This window comes from Posidoniimonas corsicana (assembly GCF_007859765.1).
GTDB classification, from domain to species: Bacteria; Planctomycetota; Planctomycetia; order Pirellulales; family Lacipirellulaceae; genus Posidoniimonas; species Posidoniimonas corsicana.
The window spans coordinates 1,709,205-1,725,850 of the sequence record NZ_SIHJ01000001.1 but is presented as its reverse complement, the minus strand read 5'-3'; the positions used below and the strand labels follow the sequence as shown (position 1 = coordinate 1,725,850).

The window sequence follows — 16,646 nt, the reverse complement described above, 5'->3', positions numbered from 1 at the left end:
CCTCATACCCGACTGACATGACCGCTTCGGCCCCACGCACGCTGTTCGAGAAGATCTGGGACAACCACGTCGTCCACGCTGAGGAGGGCCGCCAGACCATCCTGTACATCGACCTGCAACTGGTCCACGAGGTCACCAGCGCCCAGGCGTTCGAGGGCCTGCGGCTGGCCGGCCGCAAGGTGCGGCGTCCGGAACGCACCATTGCGACCGCCGACCACAACGTGCCGACCACCGACCGCAGCCTGCCGATCGCCGACCCGATCTCCAAGCAGCAGATCGACACCCTGGCCGCCAACTGCGCCGAGTTTGACATCCAGTACTACGGGCTGGGGCACCTGAACCAGGGCGTGGTCCACGTGATGGGGCCCGAGCTGGGCTACACGCAGCCGGGCATGACCATCGTGTGCGGCGACAGCCACACCTCGACGCACGGGGCGTTTGGCGCCCTGGCGTTCGGCATCGGCACCAGCGAGGTCGAGCACGTGCTCGCTACCCAGACGCTGCTGCAGTCGAAGCCCAAGACGCTCGAGCTGCGGGTCGACGGCGAGCTCGGCTTTGGGGTTACCGCCAAGGACCTGGTGATGTACCTCATCGGCAAGCTGACCACCGCCGGCGGCACCGGGTACTGCATCGAGTACACCGGCGACGCCATCCGCGGCCTGTCGATGGAGGGCCGCATGACGGTGTGCAACATGTCGATCGAGGCGGGCGCCCGGGCGGGCATGATCTCGCCGGACGAGACCACCTTCGAGTACATCAAGGGACGCAAGTTCGCGCCGCAGGGCGCCGACTGGGACAAGGCGGTCGCCCAGTGGAAGAAGCTGCCGACCGACGAGGGCGCTGCCTACGACAAGTCACTCCGCTTTGACGGCGCGGACATCGCCCCGCAGGTGAGCTGGGGCACCAACCCCGGCCAGGTCGCAAGCGTCAACAGCAGCATCCCCAACCCGGCCGACTTCTCCGACCCGACCGACCAGAAGACCACCGCCCAGGCGCTGGAGTACATGGGCATCGCCGCCGGGACCCCAATCACCGACCTCAAGCTCGACCGCGTGTTCATCGGCAGCTGCACCAACGGCCGCATCGAGGACCTGCGGGCCGCGGCCGCGGTCGCCAAGGGAAAGAAGGTGTCCTCGCACGTCAGCGCGATGGTGGTGCCGGGCAGCGGCGTGGTGAAGCAGCAGGCGGAGGACGAGGGCCTGGATAAGATCTTCAAGGAGGCCGGCTTCGAGTGGCGCGAGGCGGGCTGCAGCATGTGCCTGGCGATGAACCCCGACAAGCTGGAGCCGGGCGAGCGTTGCGCGTCGACCTCCAACCGCAATTTCGAAGGCCGCCAGGGCCGTGGCGGGCGGACCCACCTGGTCAGCCCGGCGATGGCGGCGGCGGCCGCTTGTGCGGGTCACTTTGTCGACGTGCGTGAGTGGGGTTGAACGCCCACTCTTGCGTCGCCCTCTCTATACACCTCGTTTAGCTGAAAGCCATGAACCCTTTCACCACACACACCGGCCTAGTCGTCGCGATGGACCGGGCCAATGTCGACACCGACCAGATCATCCCCAAGCAGTTCCTCAAGCGGATTGAGCGGACCGGCTTCGGCGAATTCCTCTTCTGGGACTGGCGGAAGAAGCCGGACGGCAGCGAGGACCCGGACTTCGAGCTGAACAAGCCCGAGGCGCAGGGCGCCAGCGTTCTGCTAGCCCGCCGCAACTTCGGCAGCGGGTCGAGCCGCGAGCACGCGCCGTGGGCGCTGGAAGACTACGGATTCCGCGTGATCGTGGCGCCCAGCTTCGCGGACATCTTCTACAACAACTGCTTCAAGAATGGCATGCTGCCGATCGTGCTCGGCGAGGACCACGTTGAAGAGCTGTTCCAACGCACCGAAAAGCACCCCGAGTACAAGCTGACCGCCGACCTGCACGAGCGGGTGCTCACCGACGATCACGGCTTTGAGACGCCGTTCGAGGTCGATGACTTCCGCCGGCACTGCCTGATCAATGGGCTGGACCACATCAGCCTGACCCTCGAGCACGAGCACAAGATCTCCGCCTATGAGGCGAGCAATGAACCCGGCGCCTAGCCGCTGCGTGCCGCTGGCAGCCGCGGCGCTGCTCATTCTGGCGACGCCGCTCCTCGCCGCCGAGACGCGGGTGCTGCTAGACGGGTTGCGGGCGCCGGTGGCGTTGGCCGCCTCGCCCAACCCGGCGGGAGGCGTGCTGATCGCCGAGCGGGACCCCGCGGCGGTGAAGCTGTGGAGCGCTACGGGCGGCGACCGCGTGGTGGTTCCCGCCCCGCCTGATGAGTTGGCGGCCGGCGAGTCGACGCCGATGGCGGTCGCCTACCTTTCCGAGCAGGCGTTCGTGGTCGCGTGGAGCAGCGTCGAACTGCAGCGACCGGCGGTTGCCCTCTACGCGTTGCAGTCGACCGGAGCGGCCAAGCTGAGCAGCGTGCGGCGGTTGGACGAGGAAGAAGCGGCCGTCGCCGCACCGATGAGGTCTTTGAGCCGTGGCGCGCGATTCTTGTACGCGGTGGCCGGTGAGAACCCCACGCTCATGCTCAAGGCGCGGCACAACTCGGGGCTGCTGAGCCGGTTCCGCACCGCCGCCGAGTTATCCGGCGCAATCAATGCCCTCTGCGAGAGTCCCCAGGGCTACCTCACCGCCGCCTCGGGCGGGGCGGTTGAGTTCTTCGAGTCCGATCCGACGGCCGGCCAACCGCTCGCCCGGTACGAGACGGGGTTGGAGAGAATCTGGGCGGTCACCTACGGGAGCCAACCGCGGCCCTATGCGCGGCTGCTCTACGTGATCGGGTCCGCACAAGGCGAAGAGCCGGCGGAAGGCCTGTACCGCATCGATGCGGCGGTGGACGCCAGTGGCCGCCCCGCGGCGAAAGCGACGCCCATCGTCCAGGCGCCCGGGCTGCTCGCGGTGGCGTTCGGCGCCGAGGGCGAGGCGCTGCTGCTGCAGGCTGGCGAGTCAGGCGGCGGCCGGTTGCTGCGGGTCGTTCAAGAGTTGTAGCTGACCGGTCAGCGCATAAATAAACCCGGGCGGATCAAAGATCCGCCCGGGTTTCGTCTCGGTCCTTAAGGGGGGCCTAACCTACAGGGGGTTTAATTACTCCTGGTCCCCGTCGTCCGCGTTCATATCGAGCGGGGCGTCCGTGTCGGTGTTAGACGGCACATCCGGCGTGGCGCCCTCTGCCGAGTCGCTCATATCAAGATCAGCCTCGGCTTCACCATTGGCGTCAATCTCGGCGCCCGCCTCAGCGGACGCTTCATCGACGGCCGCGTCGGTGCGAGCCTCGGCATCCGCGTCTGCATCCCAGCGGTCGTTGTCGCCGGAATCGATCGCGGCCGCCGCCCCAGCGCCGGCCGCGGCGCCCATGATGGCTTCACGCGAAGGCGCGGCTGGCACGTTCACGTTATCGCCTCGGTTCACGGCGCGGTCGGCGGAGGGAGCGGGCGGGGGCGTCAGCGGACGCGCGGCGGTGTAGCGCTGCGAGTCCCGCTCGCTGTAGGCCGTGCCGTCTTGTCGATCGGCAGGCTGCGGACGCTGACCCTGGTCCATTGTGCCGGCCTCGCGTGAGTCCCCGATGGTGCGGACGCTTGTGACCGTCACCAACCGACGCCGGCCGTCAATGCACATCCACTCCTGGTGGCCAACCTGAGATTGCGACTGCGATGCCGAGTTGTACGACGCCTGCTGATTTGCGTAGTCGTTCTGATACTCTTGATCGTAGCCGGCCTGGGTGTTTCCGGTGCGCGCCTGGTAGTTTTCGTACTGGCTGGTCACCACCTGGCTATCGGCGTAGCCCTGCTGGCCATACTGACGCTGATTGGCGCCCTGGTAGTTGACCCACCGACCATCACGCTGAACCATCCAGGTGTTCATCGGCGTGCGGTACCACCACGCGCCATTGCGTTCGACAAACCGCCAGTCGGCATTGCGGTCGGCGTCGTCGAAGTTGACAGATGCACGCGAACGAGCGTTGGCGTCAAGATCTCGCGGACGGAGGTTGCGGGAACGCTCCCGGGCGTCCTGGGTGGACTCGCGGACGTCGCGACGGGCGTTGTCGAGGCTCTCGGCGGCGCCGCGGCGGGCATCACCAACCGCATCACGGGTGGCCTGGGCGGTGTTGCGGGCCGTGTCCCGGACCGCGTCGCCGGTCACTTGGGCCTTGCCAGCCAGGTCGTTCGCGCCACGGCTCAGAGTGCCGCCGATGTCCTCGATGCCGTCCTGCGCGTTGACGCCAACCGTGACAACGCCAGCCAGCAGCATCGTGCTGAAGAAGTGATAGATACGCATCCTATTCCCCTTTCACAAGTGTGGTTCAGTTTGCTGGGCTGCGTGGGCGATCCACCCGGGTCGCTTGTCGCCTGGCAGCCGTCCTTCAGTGGTCGACGAAGGGATGCAATAGGCATGCCAGTCGTGCCGCCCGGCGCGCTTGCGTCCAGCACGGCGCTAGCCACGCCAGATTGAGCCGCAAACTATCGACCAACGCCGGGCAGCGGCTCGCGTGGGGCCGATACGATGAGAAGAGTGAGCGCGCGGCGAGCACTGATGCTGGTCGGTCGATACGCAGGTGGCGGCCCACGCATCAGCGGCGCGGAAAGCAGAGCAAGCAGGCCGGGGTTCAAGATCGCCCAGGTCGGGCGCAGCGCCGCTGGACGGCGGTCATTTGGGCTATGCTTCCGCCGCCAGGCGGACGCCGGCGAATTGCCAGCGCGAGTCGGCCGCAAAGAAATTGCGGTAGGACGGGCGGATGTGGTCCGAAGAGGTCGCGCAAGAACCACCACGCAGCACGTACTGATTGCACATGAACTTGCCGTTGTACTCGCCGAGCGCGCCGGCGGGCGGGCGGTACCCTGGGTAGGGCGAGTAGCTGCTGGAGGTCCACTCCCACGAGTCACCGAAGAGCCGGTGGAGCGGTCCACCGCTACGACGCCGCGCGGCGGGGTGCGGCGCCAGCCCGTCGGCCATCAGCACGTCGGCGAAGTTCCCTTCGACGGCTTGCATCTGGGCGGCGGCCTCCCACTCGGCCTCGGTCGGCAGCCGGGCGCCGGCCCAGCGGGCGTACGCGTCGGCCTCGAAGTAGCTCAGGTGGGTGGCCGGGCGGTTGAGGTCGAGGGCGACCCGCCCAGCCAGTGTGAACTCGCTCCAGCTGTCGCCGTCGCGGCGCCAGTAGATCGGCGAACTCCAGCCTTCGGCCTGCACCGTGTTCCAGCCCTCCGAGAGCCACAGCTCGGGCCGGCGGTACCCGTCGTCGGCGATGAAGGCCAGGAACTCGCCGCAGGTCACCGGCGAGTTCTTCAGGCGGTAGGGCGAGAGCCAGACCGGGTGCCGTGGGGACTCGTTGTCGTAGGCAAAACAATCGCCGCTGTGGCCGATCTCACGGCGGCCCTCCTGGTACGAGGTCCAACCGTCGTCGGGCGTCTCCGACGCCGGCTCGTTGTCTAGCCCACCGGGCAGCACGGCGGGCTGGAGTGGGTTGATCGAGAACGCGTGCTTGATGTCGGTGAGGATCAGCTCCTGGTGCTGCTGCTCGTGCTGCAGGCCCAGCTCGATAATCCGCTCGGCGCCGGCGTCCCGCTGGCAGAGCCCCTCGGCGATCGCCTCACCCAACCGCTGATCGACTGCCCGGCGGTACTTGTGGACCTGCTCGAGGGTCGGGCGGCTGAGCACGCCCCGCAGCGGCCGTGGGAACGGCACACCCACGGTGTTGTAGTAAGAGTTGAAGAGCGACTCGAATGCGGGGTCGATCGGCTCATGGCCACCGACCCGACTGAGCACGAATGTTTCGAAGAACCACGTCGTGTGCGCGAGGTGCCACTTCACCGGGCTGGCGTTAGCCATCGACTGGATGGTGGAGTCTTCGGGCCCGATGTTGGCCGTTAACTGTTCCGTGAACCGCCGGACACGTTCGAAGCGGTCGGTGGCCGACTGGGGTTCGGTAAGCAGTGACACGTGATCCCTTCGGTAGATAACCCGGCGGCTAGCGGGCCGCCCGCAGGAGCAGCACCGCGAAGTAGCGTCGCGTATCGTTCCACTGGCGGGCGAGCTCCAGCCCTGCGCGCTCCGCCATCGCCGCGAACTGTGGGATGGTGTACTTGTGTGAGTACTCGGTCCGGATCGCCTCGCCGCGGCCGAACGCGACCGGCTGGCCGTCGACACTCACCCGGTGGTCCCGACGGCTGACGAGCGCCGCCTCGATCCGCCCCTTGTGAGTGTTGTAGTGCGCGTGGTAGTCAAAGTCTTGCAGCTGGAAGTCCGCCCGCAGCTCCCGGTTGATCCGCCGCAGCAGGTTCTTGGTGAACTCGGCGGTCACCCCCTCGCGGTCGTTGTAGGCGGCGTGCACGACGGCGGCGTCCTTCCGCAGGTCGACGCCGATCAGCGCTTGCCCGTCCTCACCGGCGATCTCGCGGATGTTTCTCAAGAGCCCGACCGCCGCGGCTTCCTCAAAGTTGCCGATGGTGGACCCGGGGAAGTAGACCACAGTGGGCGCGGACCGGTCCAAACCTTCGGGCATGGGCAGCGGCTCAGTAAAGTCGCCGCACACCGGCTGGATGGCGAGGCCCGGGTATTCGGCCCGCAGCGCGTCGCAACTCGCTTCGAGGTGCTCACGAGAAACGTCGACGGGCAGGTAGGTCGAACACGGGTCAAGATGGTCGAGCAGCAAGCGGGTCTTGAGGCTGCTGCCGCTACCGAACTCAACGAGGTGAACCGGACCCGCAAACTGTTCGGCAATCTCTCCCGAGTGCCGACGCATGATCTCGAGTTCGCAGCGGGTCGGGTAGTACTCCTCAAGCTCGCAGATCCGGTCGAAGAGTTCCGAACCTCGTTTATCGTAGAGGTGCTTGCTGGAGATGCGTTTCGGGCTCCCCATCAACCCTGCCAGAACGTCCGCGCGGAAGTCGTCGGCGGGGTCGGCAAGCTGCTGGAGAGTAGAGACCGCGGCGTCGATGGCTGACATTCAGTAGCTCGGCGTCGGATGAGTTCGGGAGGGTGGAGGGAAACCACACGGCTGCTGGCCCGGCGGCCGCGGCCAAAGTAGCAACGGCTGTGCCAATCGCTTGCAAAGTCCGCCGCGGCCCCACGGAAACGCGGTCGAATCCCATGGCTACCGGAGTTCTAGGCAGCTACTGCGCTGTTGCCCAGTTAGCAGATCTCTGAACAGAAGGACGGTCGGACCTGCACTGGCGCCGACGGGGCCCCGCACGCGGCCAGTCTACTAGCCGTGCCGCGCCCAGACAACCTTCGGAGGCTAGCGCCGGTTGCCACGGTTAGTTGGGTTACAAACGCCTGCGCACCCTCGAATTGGGTACTAGACTTGTCCGAAACAGCCCGCCCGCTCACTCCTCGTCTGGGAAACCCATGTCACGCGACACTCAGCTGCTCGACAACTGGTCACACGCGCAAACCGCCCTGCTCAACCGCGGCAACCTGGTCGCCGGGCACCGTCTGCAAGAGCTGGACCTGTTCACCGATGAGGGGCTCATCCAGACGCTCACGACCCACCCGCGGAGCGCGCTGGGGGTCAACACCATGGGCGTGGACCCCAATAACCGCGGCGACTGGCGGGAGGGCGACGCCGGGCACTACGACGCCGCGACCCTGCTGCAAGCGGTGCGTGACGGCCGCCTGTGGTTGAACCTGCGGCGGGTGATGGACTTCCACCCCGAGTACAACGCGCTGGTCAATCAGCTCTACGACGAGCTAGAAGCGACCGCCCCCGGCCTGTCAACGTTCAACAGGTCGGCCAACCTGCTGATTTCGTCCCCCACCGCGCTGGTCTACTACCACATGGACTGCCCGGTGAACATGCTGTGGCACATCCGCGGCGAGAAGCGGGTGTGGGTCTACCCGCTGGAAACCGGCGTGCTGCCGGACTCGACGATCGAGAGCGTGCTCATCGGCGACGCTGCGGAGGAGGTCGAGTACCGGCCCGAGCTCGACGAGGTCGCCGAGGTGTACGATGTCGAACCGGGCCAGATGATCACCTGGCCGCAGCACACGCCGCACCGGGTGGTGAACACGTCGGGGCTGAACATCTCGCTGTCCACCGAGCACATGACCCGCCGGGCGGTCCGCAAGAACAACGTCTACCTGGCGAACCGCCACTTCCGCAACCTCCTGGGCGGGTCGTTCCACTCGACCAAGCTCGACGGCTTCGGCCCTGCGTGCAAAGAAACCGCCCTCCGCATCTGCCGCAGGCTGCCGTGGCTGGCGCCGAAGGCCCCAGAGGGCTTCCGGTACCCGGTAAGCTTCGAGATCGACCCGCAGGCGCCCAACGGCGTGCGGCTGCTGGACGGCTCGACCGAGGCCCCGGCGGTCGTGGCGCCGCTTCCCGAGGCGCCCGCCGTCGGCGAGCCGGTATCGATCGGCTAGCGTCGGCCTGCTAGCGAGCAGGGGCCGTCGCGGCGGCGGGACGCACCGCGTGCTGAGCCTGCCGCGGCGGGCCGAACACCGCCTCGGCGAACTTCTGCGGCGGCAGGTAGCCCTCGATACGGGTAACCTCCTTGCCGTCGGCGCCGACGATCACCGTTGTGGGGTAGGCGCGGATCTGCAGGTGTTTAACCAACTCTTGGTTGTCTTCACGCATCAGAGCCACCGGCTCGCAGCTCTTCGACAGCGCCGCGGCAATCTGCGGGTGCGAGTAGGTGTCCTTGAGCATCTTGACGCAGAATCGGCAGTCTTCCGAGCTGATGTACAGCAGCACCGGGCGGCGAGACTTCTGCGCGGCATGCCAGGCGGCGTCCGCGCCCACGTGACGGAAGACTGGGGCCGTGTGCTGGTGCTTGGCCGCCGGCGGCTGCTGCCCCGTTTCCGCGGCGAGTAACGGCGTAGCGGCCCAGGCCGCGAACAGCACGATGAACAGGCGTGTCATTTCAGAAGAGTCCCCGCTAGAACTACGAAACGGATGAGGCGTCCAAAGCGTCTATCGGCGCCCACGCTGCGGGCGATTGTGCCCCAAGCCACGGTTTCGCAATAAATGCACGTCGATCCGCCCCACCCGGCGACAATCTCACCAGACGACCTGAAAGACGACTGCGAGGTCCGTCGCCTGAGGCGGTCCGGCCCCGGCGGCCAGCACCGCAACAAGGTCGAAACGGCGATCCAGCTCACCCACCGCCCAACCGGTGTCGTCGCCGAAGCTAGCGAGCGGCGTAGCCAGGCCGAGAACCTCGCCATTGCGCTGCTGCGGCTGCGTGTACGTCTTGCGCTAGCGGTCAGGGGCCCAGCGGATGCGACCACTTCGCAACAGCCGTCCGACTTGTGGCGCCGCAGGACCCGGGGAGGGAAGCTAGCGGTCAATCCGGCGCATGACGACTTTCCCAGCCTGCTGGCGGAGGGCTTGGACCGCCTGGCCGCCGCCAATTGGGACGACCGCGAAGCGGCCGAGCAGCTCGGGGTCAGCCGCACTCAGCTCGTAAGGTTTCTGAAGATTGAGCCCGCCGCCCTCGAATTGCTCAATAGCCAGCGAGAGCAGCAGGGACTCCCCCCCCTGCGGTGACGAAAGCGGACGCCGCCGGCTAGAATTGCCAGGCGTCTCACCTCCTGGCCTCCCTCCCCTTCCCCCAAGTGCATGAAGACCTGCCTGTTCGACATCGACGGAACCCTGATCCAGACCGGCGGCGCAGGCCAGGTCGCATTCGCCCAGACGTTTGCCGACCTGTTCGGGGTGGACGAGATCACCAAGGAAGTTTCGTTCTCCGGCCGCAGCGATCGGGCGATCGCTCTGGACCTGATGAGGTCGCACGGCATCGAGGTGAACGAGTCGAACTGGCACGTTTTCCGCAACGGCTACGCCGAGCGTCTGCCGGCGGCCCTCGAGGAGTGTGTGGGCCGAGTGCTCCCCGGCGTCGAGTCTCTGCTCGACACGCTCAGGCAGCGTGGCGACGTGCTCATCGGGCTGCTCACCGGCAACCTCGAACAGACCGCTGAGCTGAAGCTTGGCTACTACGGCCTCTGGGACCACTTTCCGTTTGGCGGGTTCGGAGACAACTGCACCGAGCGGAACGACATCGCCGCCATCGCGGTGGAGCACGCCGTCCGCCTGCACGGGGAGCCCGGCGCCAAGGATGCCCACACGGTGGTCGTGATCGGCGACACGATGCACGACGTCACCTGCGCCCACTCGGTTGGAGCCAAGGCCGTGGCCGTCCCGACCGGCGGGCAGTCGGCCGATGAGCTGGCACGCAGCAACCCCGATCTGCTTGTCGACACCCTTGAGCAGAGCGACGAGTTGCTCGCCTGGTTCGACAACTAGCCCCCACCTCCTCCTGACGCGATACGACAAACAGCATGCCGAGCGTCACCCGACTCACGGTATTCCCCATCAAGTCGCTCGACGGGATGCGGCTCAAAGAGGCTGAGGTGCTCGCCTCGGGCGCACTGCGGCACGACCGGCGCTACGCTCTGCAGGACGAAGCGGGCCGCTTCGTCAACGCCAAGCGGTTCGCGGCGGTGCAGCGGATCCGGTGCGAGTTCGACGCTGACGCTGCCGCCGTGCTGCTTGCCTGCGACGGCCAGCAGAGCACGTGGTTCCCCCTGCCCCAGGGCGCGGAGGAAGTCGGGCGATGGATCGGCGGAAGACTTTCTCTTGTGTGCACCGTTGTTGAAGACGAACTCCGCGGCCTGCCCGACGACACCGACGCGCCCGGCCCGACCCTCATCAGCACCGCCAGCCTGGAGGCCATCGCCCAGTGGTTCGATCTCAACCTCGACGAGACGCGGCGGCGGATGCGAGCGAACATTGAGATCGACGCCCCCGAGCCCTTCTGGGAGGACCGGTTGGTTGGCAGAGAGGTGCAGCTGGGCGCCCTGCGGCTGCTGCCAACCGGCGTCTGCCAGCGCTGCGCAGTTCCTGCCCGCGACTCGCAGACGGGCGAACCGACTCCAGGTTTTCAGAAGAAGTTTGCTGCTCGACGCGAAGCATGCCTGCCGGAGGCCTCGCCGCGTGGCGTATTCAATCACTTCTACCGGGCCGCGCTCAACACCCGCCTAGCCAGCCAACCGGGCGTCCTCCGCGTCGGCGACGTGCTGTCATTCGTATAGCCGACGGATCAACCGGCACGAACGGCACAGCCGGCGCAGCGTCGCGGGAATCGCCGCATCCGCCGCCGTGCGGCGCCCCGGCGGCCCACACCAACACCTACGCTTGCCCAAGGCGTCGACAGCGACGCCGCAATCCATGCAGGCACAGGCAGCGGAACCATGCGTTACGACTTGGCGGTAGTTGGCAGCGGACCCGGCGGACAGAAGGCGGCCATCGCGGCGGCCAAGCTGGGCAAGCGGGTTGCGATCATCGAGCGCGAGAGGAAGCTGGTGGGCGGCGTCTGCCTGCACACCGGCACAATCCCCTCGAAGACCATGCGTGAGGCGATCCTCCACCTCACCGGCTTCCGGCAGCGCGGAGCGTACCCCGACCTGTACCGCAACAAGCGCCAGATCACCATGGACGAGCTGCGCCGCAAGCTCGGCCAGGTTAGCCGCACCGAGTGGGAGGTCCTGCAGGACCAGTTCGACCGGAACGGCGTCGATGTGCACACCGGCGAGGCGTCGTTTGTCGATCGCCAGACGCTCCGCATCGGCGGGCCGGGCGAGCACTACCTCATCAACGCCGACAACGTCATCCTCGCGCCGGGCACCAAACCCGCCCGCCCCGCGCACATCCCGTTCGACGGCGCCACGGTCTTTGACTCCGATGAGTTCCTCGACCTGGACCACATCCCGCGGTCGATGGTGGTGGTAGGGGCCGGCGTGATCGGCATTGAGTACGGGCTGATGTTCGCCACGCTCGGCGTGAAGGTGACGCTGATCGACGGCCGCCCCAACCTGCTCGAGTTCTGCGACCGCGAGATCATCGACGTGCTGGTCTACCACGCCCGCTCGCTCGGGGTGACGCTCCGCCTGGGAGAGGCGGTCGAGAACATCCACAAGCTGGACGACACGTCCGTCGCGGTCGAGCTGGCCAGCGGCAAACGCGTCGTCGGCGAGACCGTGCTGTTCAGCGTGGGCCGGCAAGGCGACACAGCGGCGCTCAATGTCGAGGCGGCCGGCCTGACCGCCGACAAGCGGGGGCGGCTGGAGTGCGACGAGAACTTCCAGACCAACGTCCCCGGCATCTATGCCGTGGGCGACATTGTCGGGTTCCCCGCTCTGGCCAGCGCCTCGATGGAGCAGGGGCGGCAGGCCGCCAGCCACGCGTTCAACCAGCGGTTCACACCCAGCGACAGCATCCCCTACGGCCTGTTCACCGTCCCCGAAATCTCGATGGTGGGCAAGAACGAGGAAGAGCTGACCAAGGACTGTGTGCCGTACGAGACCGGCGTCGCCCGGTTCTCGGAAATCGCCCGCGGCCAGATCGTAGGCGACACCACCGGCCTGCTGAAGCTGCTGTTCCACCGCGAGACGCTGCAGCTCTTGGGCGTGCACTGCATCGGCGACACCGCAACCGAGATTGTCCACATCGGGCAGGCGGTGATGCGGCTGGGCGGCACGATCGAGTACTTCCGCGACACCGTGTTCAACTACCCGACGATGGCTGAGTGCTACAAGGTGGCCGCCCTCGACGGGCTCAACAAAGTCCGGCTGACCCACACGCTCCCAACCCCGGCGCCGCTCACCAGCGACGCGGAAAAGCCCAGCGCAGCGCCGATCGCGCCGGCGCTGGTTGCGCCGACGGTTGACGTGTCCCCGGCGCCGGTTATCTAGCGGTCGGACGGCGTCACCACGGCGGCACGCTGTGGTACAATCCGCCGCATGACCAACCGCGAGATCTCCGCCGTGTTCGACCAGGTCGCGGACCTGCTCGAGTTTCAGAACGCCAACCCGTTCCGGGTCCGCGCCTACCGCAACGGCGCCCGCAAGCTGAAGGACCTGCCGCAGCCGCTCTCACAGCTGGTGGCGGACGGCGCCGACCTGACCGACATCGACGGAATCGGCAAGGACCTGGCGGAGAAGATCGCCACGCTGGTGCGGACCGGGTCGCTGCCGATGCTCGCCGAGCTCGAGCAGCAGGTCCCCGCGTCGGTGCTGCCGATGCTCCGCGTGCCGGGGCTGGGCCCCAAGAAGGCGGCCGCCCTGTACAACGAGCTGAGCATCGCCTCGCTCGACATGCTCCGCGCCGCCTGCGAGGAGGGCAAGGTCCGCGAGCTGAAGGGCTTCGGCAAGAAGACCGAGGAGACGATCCTGGCCGGCATCGCGCTGGCGGAGCGCGCCAACGACCGGATCTACTGGGCGGCGGCGGATGAGGTGGTCCAGGCGCTGCTCGACCACCTCCGCCCGCTGGGGCAGGTCAAGCAGCTCGAGGCGGCGGGCAGCTACCGCCGCGGCAAGGAAACCGTCGGCGACATCGACCTGCTGGCCGACTCGACCGACGTCGGCGCGGTGATGGACCGCCTGGGCGAGTTCCCCGGCGTCGCCGAGGTGATCGCCCGCGGCGACACCAAGATGTCGGTTCGCCTCGACAGCCAGTTGCAGGTCGACCTGCGGGTGGTTCCCTCCGAGTCGTTCGGCGCGGCGCTGCAGTACTTCACGGGCAGCAAAGAGCACAACGTGGAGGTCCGCGGCCTCGCCAAGCAGCAGGGCCTGAGGGTCAACGAGTGGGGCGTGTTCCGCCTGACCGAAGAGGGGGAACAGGGCGAGCGGGTCGCGGGCGCCACTGAGGAAGAAGTCTACCAATCGCTCGGCCTGCCGCTCTTCCCGCCTGAGCTCCGCGAGGCGCGGGGCGAGTTCGAGCTCGCCTCCGAAGGCGGCATGCCCGACCTGATCGAGCTGGCCGACCTGCGCGGCGACCTGCACATGCACACCAACGCGACCGACGGCAAGGCGACGCTCCGCGAGATGGTCGAAGCCGCCCGCCAGCGGGGCCGCGAGTACATCGCCATCACCGACCACTCGAAGCGGGTCTCCATGGCCGGCGGGCTGGACTCGGGCCGGCTGCGGGCGCAGTGGGAGGAGATCGACCGCCTCCGCCCTGAGTACGACGACATCGTCATCCTCAAGGGCATCGAGTGCGACATCCTCGAGTCAGGCGAGATGGACTTGGACGACGATGTTCTGGCCGAGGCCGACTGGGTGGTCGCAAGCCTGCACTACGGTCAGAAGCAGCCCCGCGAGAAAATCATGCAGCGGCTGCTGTTCGCCGTCCAGCACCCGAGCGTGTCGATCATCGCCCATCCGACCGGCCGGCTGATCAACCGCCGCGAGCCCTACGACCTGGACGTCGACCAGCTGATCGAGGTGGCCGCCCAGCACAACAAGCTACTGGAACTCAACGCCAATCCGGCCCGGCTCGACCTGGACGACTCCCACTGCGCCATCGCGAAGCGACTCGGCGTGCCGATCGTCATCAGCAGCGACGCGCACCACACCGAGGGGATGGACGTTCTGCAGTACGGCGTCAAGCAGGCCCGCCGCGCGGGGCTGACAGCCGCGGACGTGGCCAACACACGGGCGTGGCGCGACCTGAAGCCGCTGCTAGCAAAGCAGGCGGCCGACCTGCCTGATTAGGGCGAGTTTGCCGCTTTGGCTGGGGCTGCGGGCCGCTGGCGCCGATCGACAAAGGCGGGGGGAAACGTGCGCATGGATGGTCGCTCGGTTCCTGTTGGCGTTGTTCGATGAAAACCTACCTACTCATGCTGTCCGCAGCGGCGATGCTGTTCCCGGCGGCCGGCTGCACCGTTGGGCTGCCACGCGGGCCGATCGAGCCGTCGATCACCGCCGACTGTGTCGACTACCTCAACGAAAACTGGATCCCGGCGTCGCACACCTCCGCCGCGCCTTGCGACGGCACCTGCAGCGAGCCCGCGCCAGCGCCAGCAGCCGCGCAACCGGCTGGTTGCTACGTCAGCGGCGACTGCCCGATCTCGTGCCGTGACTGCCCGCTGATCCCCAACCCGGGGTCGCAGCCGCCGTACGTCGATCCCGGTCCACCGGGACGGTTCCTGCCGGTGCCGGTGCGGCCCGCGTTCGCGCCGCAACCGATCGGCTACCCCGCGTCGGGACCGGTCGGTTGGTGATAGGCGGCCGCCAGTCAAACCTCGGAAATGGGGCGAAAGTCGTGCTTCGGAAACACCCTGTGGCAAACTGGGCTATCTGTGACGGGGCCCAATTGTACGGCTTAAGCCGATCGTGAGAGGGGGCCGATCCCACTCTTCGTGACACGGTCTAGCCGCCGTGCCGCCCGGCGCCCTGCCCTTGCTGGCATGTGCGGAACCCAAGTTTGCACCCGCCCGAGTCACCGCACGATGCAGTCCCAACCTGTTTTCGCCGCCCGCCTTGCGTCCCTGGTCGCCGTCACACTGCTGGCGGCGCCAATCACGGCGCGGGCTGCGGAGCCCTCGGACCTGCGGATGACTCCGGTCGTCCGAGCGGTCCGCGACGCCGCGCCGTCGGTGGTCAACATCCAGGGCCAGAAGGTTATCGCCGCGACCGGCGCCGGCGCCGGGCACTCGGCGTCGCGTGAGGTCAGCGGCATGGGCACCGGGGTGGTGATCGACCCGCGGGGCTACATCCTCACCAACCACCACGTTGTCGCCGGGGTGCGGCAGATCAACGTCACGCTAGACGACGGGCGACACTACATCGCCAAAGTAGTCGCCCACGACGCCCGCACCGACCTGGCGGTCATCAAGGTGAACGCCGGCCGGCCGCTGCCCACTATCACGCTGGGCACCTCGAGCGACCTGATGACCGGCGAGTCGGTGATCGCAATCGGCAACGCGTACGGCTACGAGCACACCGTGACCCGCGGCATCATCTCGCAGCTCCACCGCGACGTGCAGGTCAGCGACACGCAGTCTTACGACGACCTCATCCAGACCGACGCCAGCATCAACCCCGGCAACTCCGGCGGCCCGCTGCTGTCGATCGAGGGCAAGATGATCGGCGTCAACGTGGCCGTGCGGGCCGGGGCCCAGGGCATCGGCTTCGCCATCCCGGTCGACGCCGCCCTCGGCGTCACCGCCGAGCTGCTGAGCATCGAGCGGATGGAGAACAAGTGGCACGGCATCGAGACCGCCGGCCAGACGCCGGACGGGTCCGGGCTGGTGGTGCGGCGTGTCGCCTCCGGCGGCCCCGCGGCTGCCTGCGGCCTGCGTCCCGGCGACGTGATCCGTCGCGTCAACAACTCCGAAACCCAGCGGCCGCTCGACATCGAGCTCGCCCTGCTGGGCACGTCGCTCGGCAAGTCGGTGCCGGTCGAGGTGCTCCGCGACGACCAGCAGGTTGAGGTCTCGCTCTCGCTGGCCGCCCGTGGCCGCCGCGTGCAGGTTGCCTCGCAACCGGCCGACCGCCACGACGATCTCGCCTGGGACCTGCTCGGCATGGACCTGGCCAAGGTCCCCGACGACGAGTTTGAGAAGTTCAGCACCCGCTACCGCGGCGGCATGCGGGTCGTCGACGTGCGGCCCGGCGGCCCCGCCGCTAAGCAGGGCATCCGCGACGGCGACATCCTGGTCGGCATGCACGAGTGGGAGACCGCCTCCGAGCAGGACCTCCGCTACATCACCACCCGGGCCAACCTGGCCACCCGCGGCCCGGTCAAGTTCTACATCCTCCGCGACGGCGAAACCCTGTTTGGCCACATCGCCTGCAAGCAGAGCGCCAGCCGCCGCTAGACGCCGCTTGCACATCGGCCCGCCGCGG

General features: G+C 67.6%; 15 protein-coding genes. 11 read left to right on the top strand and 4 right to left on the bottom strand.

Translation table 11 applies throughout. The annotated features are described in order from the left end of the window. Window positions 1-17: 17 nt before the first annotated feature. Genes leuC through KOR34_RS06685 form a run of 3 tightly spaced genes read left to right on the top strand, consistent with a single transcriptional unit; the run spans window position 18 to window position 3,014 of the window. The gene (gene leuC / locus KOR34_RS06695) at window positions 18-1,430 is read left to right on the top strand and encodes a 3-isopropylmalate dehydratase large subunit (protein ID WP_146563354.1); all 1,413 of its coding nucleotides are present in this window, start codon (window positions 18-20) and stop codon (window positions 1,428-1,430) included. Window positions 1,431-1,480: 50 nt separating this feature from the next. Continuing rightward, complete coding sequence (gene leuD / locus KOR34_RS06690; RefSeq protein WP_146563353.1) at window positions 1,481-2,077, top strand: 3-isopropylmalate dehydratase small subunit; 597 nt, start codon at window positions 1,481-1,483, stop codon at window positions 2,075-2,077. Next, complete coding sequence (locus tag KOR34_RS06685; RefSeq protein ID WP_146563351.1) at window positions 2,061-3,014, top strand: hypothetical protein; 954 nt, start codon at window positions 2,061-2,063, stop codon at window positions 3,012-3,014. The genes leuD and KOR34_RS06685 overlap by 17 nt, the downstream gene beginning before the upstream one ends. Before the next feature lie 96 nt (window positions 3,015-3,110). On the opposite strand, the gene KOR34_RS06680 is transcribed toward KOR34_RS06685, so the two are convergent. The 3 genes from KOR34_RS06680 to egtD form a co-directional block, all read right to left on the bottom strand. Next, window positions 3,111-4,301: a hypothetical protein gene (locus KOR34_RS06680; RefSeq protein WP_146563349.1), complete on the bottom strand. Its 1,191-nt coding sequence runs from the start codon at window positions 4,299-4,301 to the stop codon at window positions 3,111-3,113. A 378-nt stretch (window positions 4,302-4,679) separates the two neighbouring features. Beyond that, window positions 4,680-5,960 (bottom strand): ergothioneine biosynthesis protein EgtB, encoded by a 1,281-nt coding sequence (gene egtB, locus KOR34_RS06675; RefSeq protein WP_228714532.1) that lies wholly within the window; start codon window positions 5,958-5,960, stop codon window positions 4,680-4,682. Between the two features lie 28 nt (window positions 5,961-5,988). Continuing rightward, on the bottom strand, window positions 5,989-6,966 hold the full coding sequence (egtD, locus tag KOR34_RS06670; RefSeq protein ID WP_146563347.1) for an L-histidine N(alpha)-methyltransferase: 978 nt from the start codon (window positions 6,964-6,966) through the stop codon (window positions 5,989-5,991). Window positions 6,967-7,367: 401 nt separating this feature from the next. Here egtD and KOR34_RS06665 point away from each other — a divergent pair, with 401 nt between their 5' ends. Then, the gene (locus tag KOR34_RS06665; RefSeq protein ID WP_146563345.1) at window positions 7,368-8,381 is read left to right on the top strand and encodes a hypothetical protein; all 1,014 of its coding nucleotides are present in this window, start codon (window positions 7,368-7,370) and stop codon (window positions 8,379-8,381) included. 10 nt (window positions 8,382-8,391) lie between these two features. Here KOR34_RS06665 and KOR34_RS06660 read toward each other — a convergent pair whose 3' ends face one another. Next, a complete protein-coding gene (locus tag KOR34_RS06660; RefSeq protein ID WP_146563343.1) occupies window positions 8,392-8,880 on the bottom strand; it encodes a thioredoxin family protein in 489 nt (162 codons plus the stop codon). A gap of 105 nt (window positions 8,881-8,985) precedes the next feature. On the opposite strand from KOR34_RS06660, the gene KOR34_RS06655 reads away from it, so the two are divergent. From KOR34_RS06655 to KOR34_RS06625, 7 genes are all read left to right on the top strand, one after another. After that, the gene (locus KOR34_RS06655; protein ID WP_146563341.1) at window positions 8,986-9,507 is read left to right on the top strand and encodes a peptide chain release factor family protein; all 522 of its coding nucleotides are present in this window, start codon (window positions 8,986-8,988) and stop codon (window positions 9,505-9,507) included. A gap of 72 nt (window positions 9,508-9,579) precedes the next feature. Next, window positions 9,580-10,263: an HAD family hydrolase gene (locus tag KOR34_RS06650; RefSeq protein WP_146563339.1), complete on the top strand. Its 684-nt coding sequence runs from the start codon at window positions 9,580-9,582 to the stop codon at window positions 10,261-10,263. 35 nt (window positions 10,264-10,298) lie between these two features. Next, complete coding sequence (locus KOR34_RS06645) at window positions 10,299-11,051, top strand: MOSC domain-containing protein (protein ID WP_146563337.1); 753 nt, start codon at window positions 10,299-10,301, stop codon at window positions 11,049-11,051. A 159-nt stretch (window positions 11,052-11,210) separates the two neighbouring features. Further along, window positions 11,211-12,710 carry a Si-specific NAD(P)(+) transhydrogenase gene (gene sthA, locus KOR34_RS06640; protein WP_146563335.1) on the top strand — a complete coding sequence of 500 codons (1,500 nt, stop codon included), beginning with the start codon at window positions 11,211-11,213 and terminating at the stop codon, window positions 12,708-12,710. Between the two features lie 48 nt (window positions 12,711-12,758). Then, window positions 12,759-14,510 (top strand): DNA polymerase/3'-5' exonuclease PolX, encoded by a 1,752-nt coding sequence (gene polX, locus KOR34_RS06635; protein WP_146563333.1) that lies wholly within the window; start codon window positions 12,759-12,761, stop codon window positions 14,508-14,510. A gap of 107 nt (window positions 14,511-14,617) precedes the next feature. Further along, on the top strand, window positions 14,618-15,019 hold the full coding sequence (locus tag KOR34_RS06630; protein ID WP_146563332.1) for a hypothetical protein: 402 nt from the start codon (window positions 14,618-14,620) through the stop codon (window positions 15,017-15,019). Between the two features lie 228 nt (window positions 15,020-15,247). Beyond that, window positions 15,248-16,618, top strand: a complete 1,371-nt coding sequence (locus tag KOR34_RS06625) for a trypsin-like peptidase domain-containing protein (protein ID WP_228714531.1) — start codon at window positions 15,248-15,250, stop codon at window positions 16,616-16,618. Window positions 16,619-16,646 lie beyond the last annotated feature (28 nt).

Excerpts from the sequence above, each read along its gene's own strand:
- leuC (WP_146563354.1), top strand. The coding sequence starts at position 18 with ATGACCGCTTCGGCCCCACGCACGCTGTTCGAGAAGATCTGGGACAAC.
- leuD (WP_146563353.1), top strand. The coding sequence starts at position 1,481 with ATGAACCCTTTCACCACACACACCGGCCTAGTCGTCGCGATGGACCGG.
- KOR34_RS06685 (WP_146563351.1), top strand. The coding sequence starts at position 2,061 with ATGAACCCGGCGCCTAGCCGCTGCGTGCCGCTGGCAGCCGCGGCGCTG.
- KOR34_RS06680 (WP_146563349.1), bottom strand. The coding sequence starts at position 4,301 with ATGCGTATCTATCACTTCTTCAGCACGATGCTGCTGGCTGGCGTTGTC.
- egtD (WP_146563347.1), bottom strand. The coding sequence starts at position 6,966 with ATGTCAGCCATCGACGCCGCGGTCTCTACTCTCCAGCAGCTTGCCGAC.
- KOR34_RS06665 (WP_146563345.1), top strand. The coding sequence starts at position 7,368 with ATGTCACGCGACACTCAGCTGCTCGACAACTGGTCACACGCGCAAACC.
- KOR34_RS06660 (WP_146563343.1), bottom strand. The coding sequence starts at position 8,880 with ATGACACGCCTGTTCATCGTGCTGTTCGCGGCCTGGGCCGCTACGCCG.
- KOR34_RS06655 (WP_146563341.1), top strand. The coding sequence starts at position 8,986 with ATGCACGTCGATCCGCCCCACCCGGCGACAATCTCACCAGACGACCTG.
- KOR34_RS06650 (WP_146563339.1), top strand. The coding sequence starts at position 9,580 with ATGAAGACCTGCCTGTTCGACATCGACGGAACCCTGATCCAGACCGGC.
- KOR34_RS06645 (WP_146563337.1), top strand. The coding sequence starts at position 10,299 with ATGCCGAGCGTCACCCGACTCACGGTATTCCCCATCAAGTCGCTCGAC.
- sthA (WP_146563335.1), top strand. The coding sequence starts at position 11,211 with ATGCGTTACGACTTGGCGGTAGTTGGCAGCGGACCCGGCGGACAGAAG.
- polX (WP_146563333.1), top strand. The coding sequence starts at position 12,759 with ATGACCAACCGCGAGATCTCCGCCGTGTTCGACCAGGTCGCGGACCTG.
- KOR34_RS06630 (WP_146563332.1), top strand. The coding sequence starts at position 14,618 with ATGAAAACCTACCTACTCATGCTGTCCGCAGCGGCGATGCTGTTCCCG.
- KOR34_RS06625 (WP_228714531.1), top strand. The coding sequence starts at position 15,248 with ATGCAGTCCCAACCTGTTTTCGCCGCCCGCCTTGCGTCCCTGGTCGCC.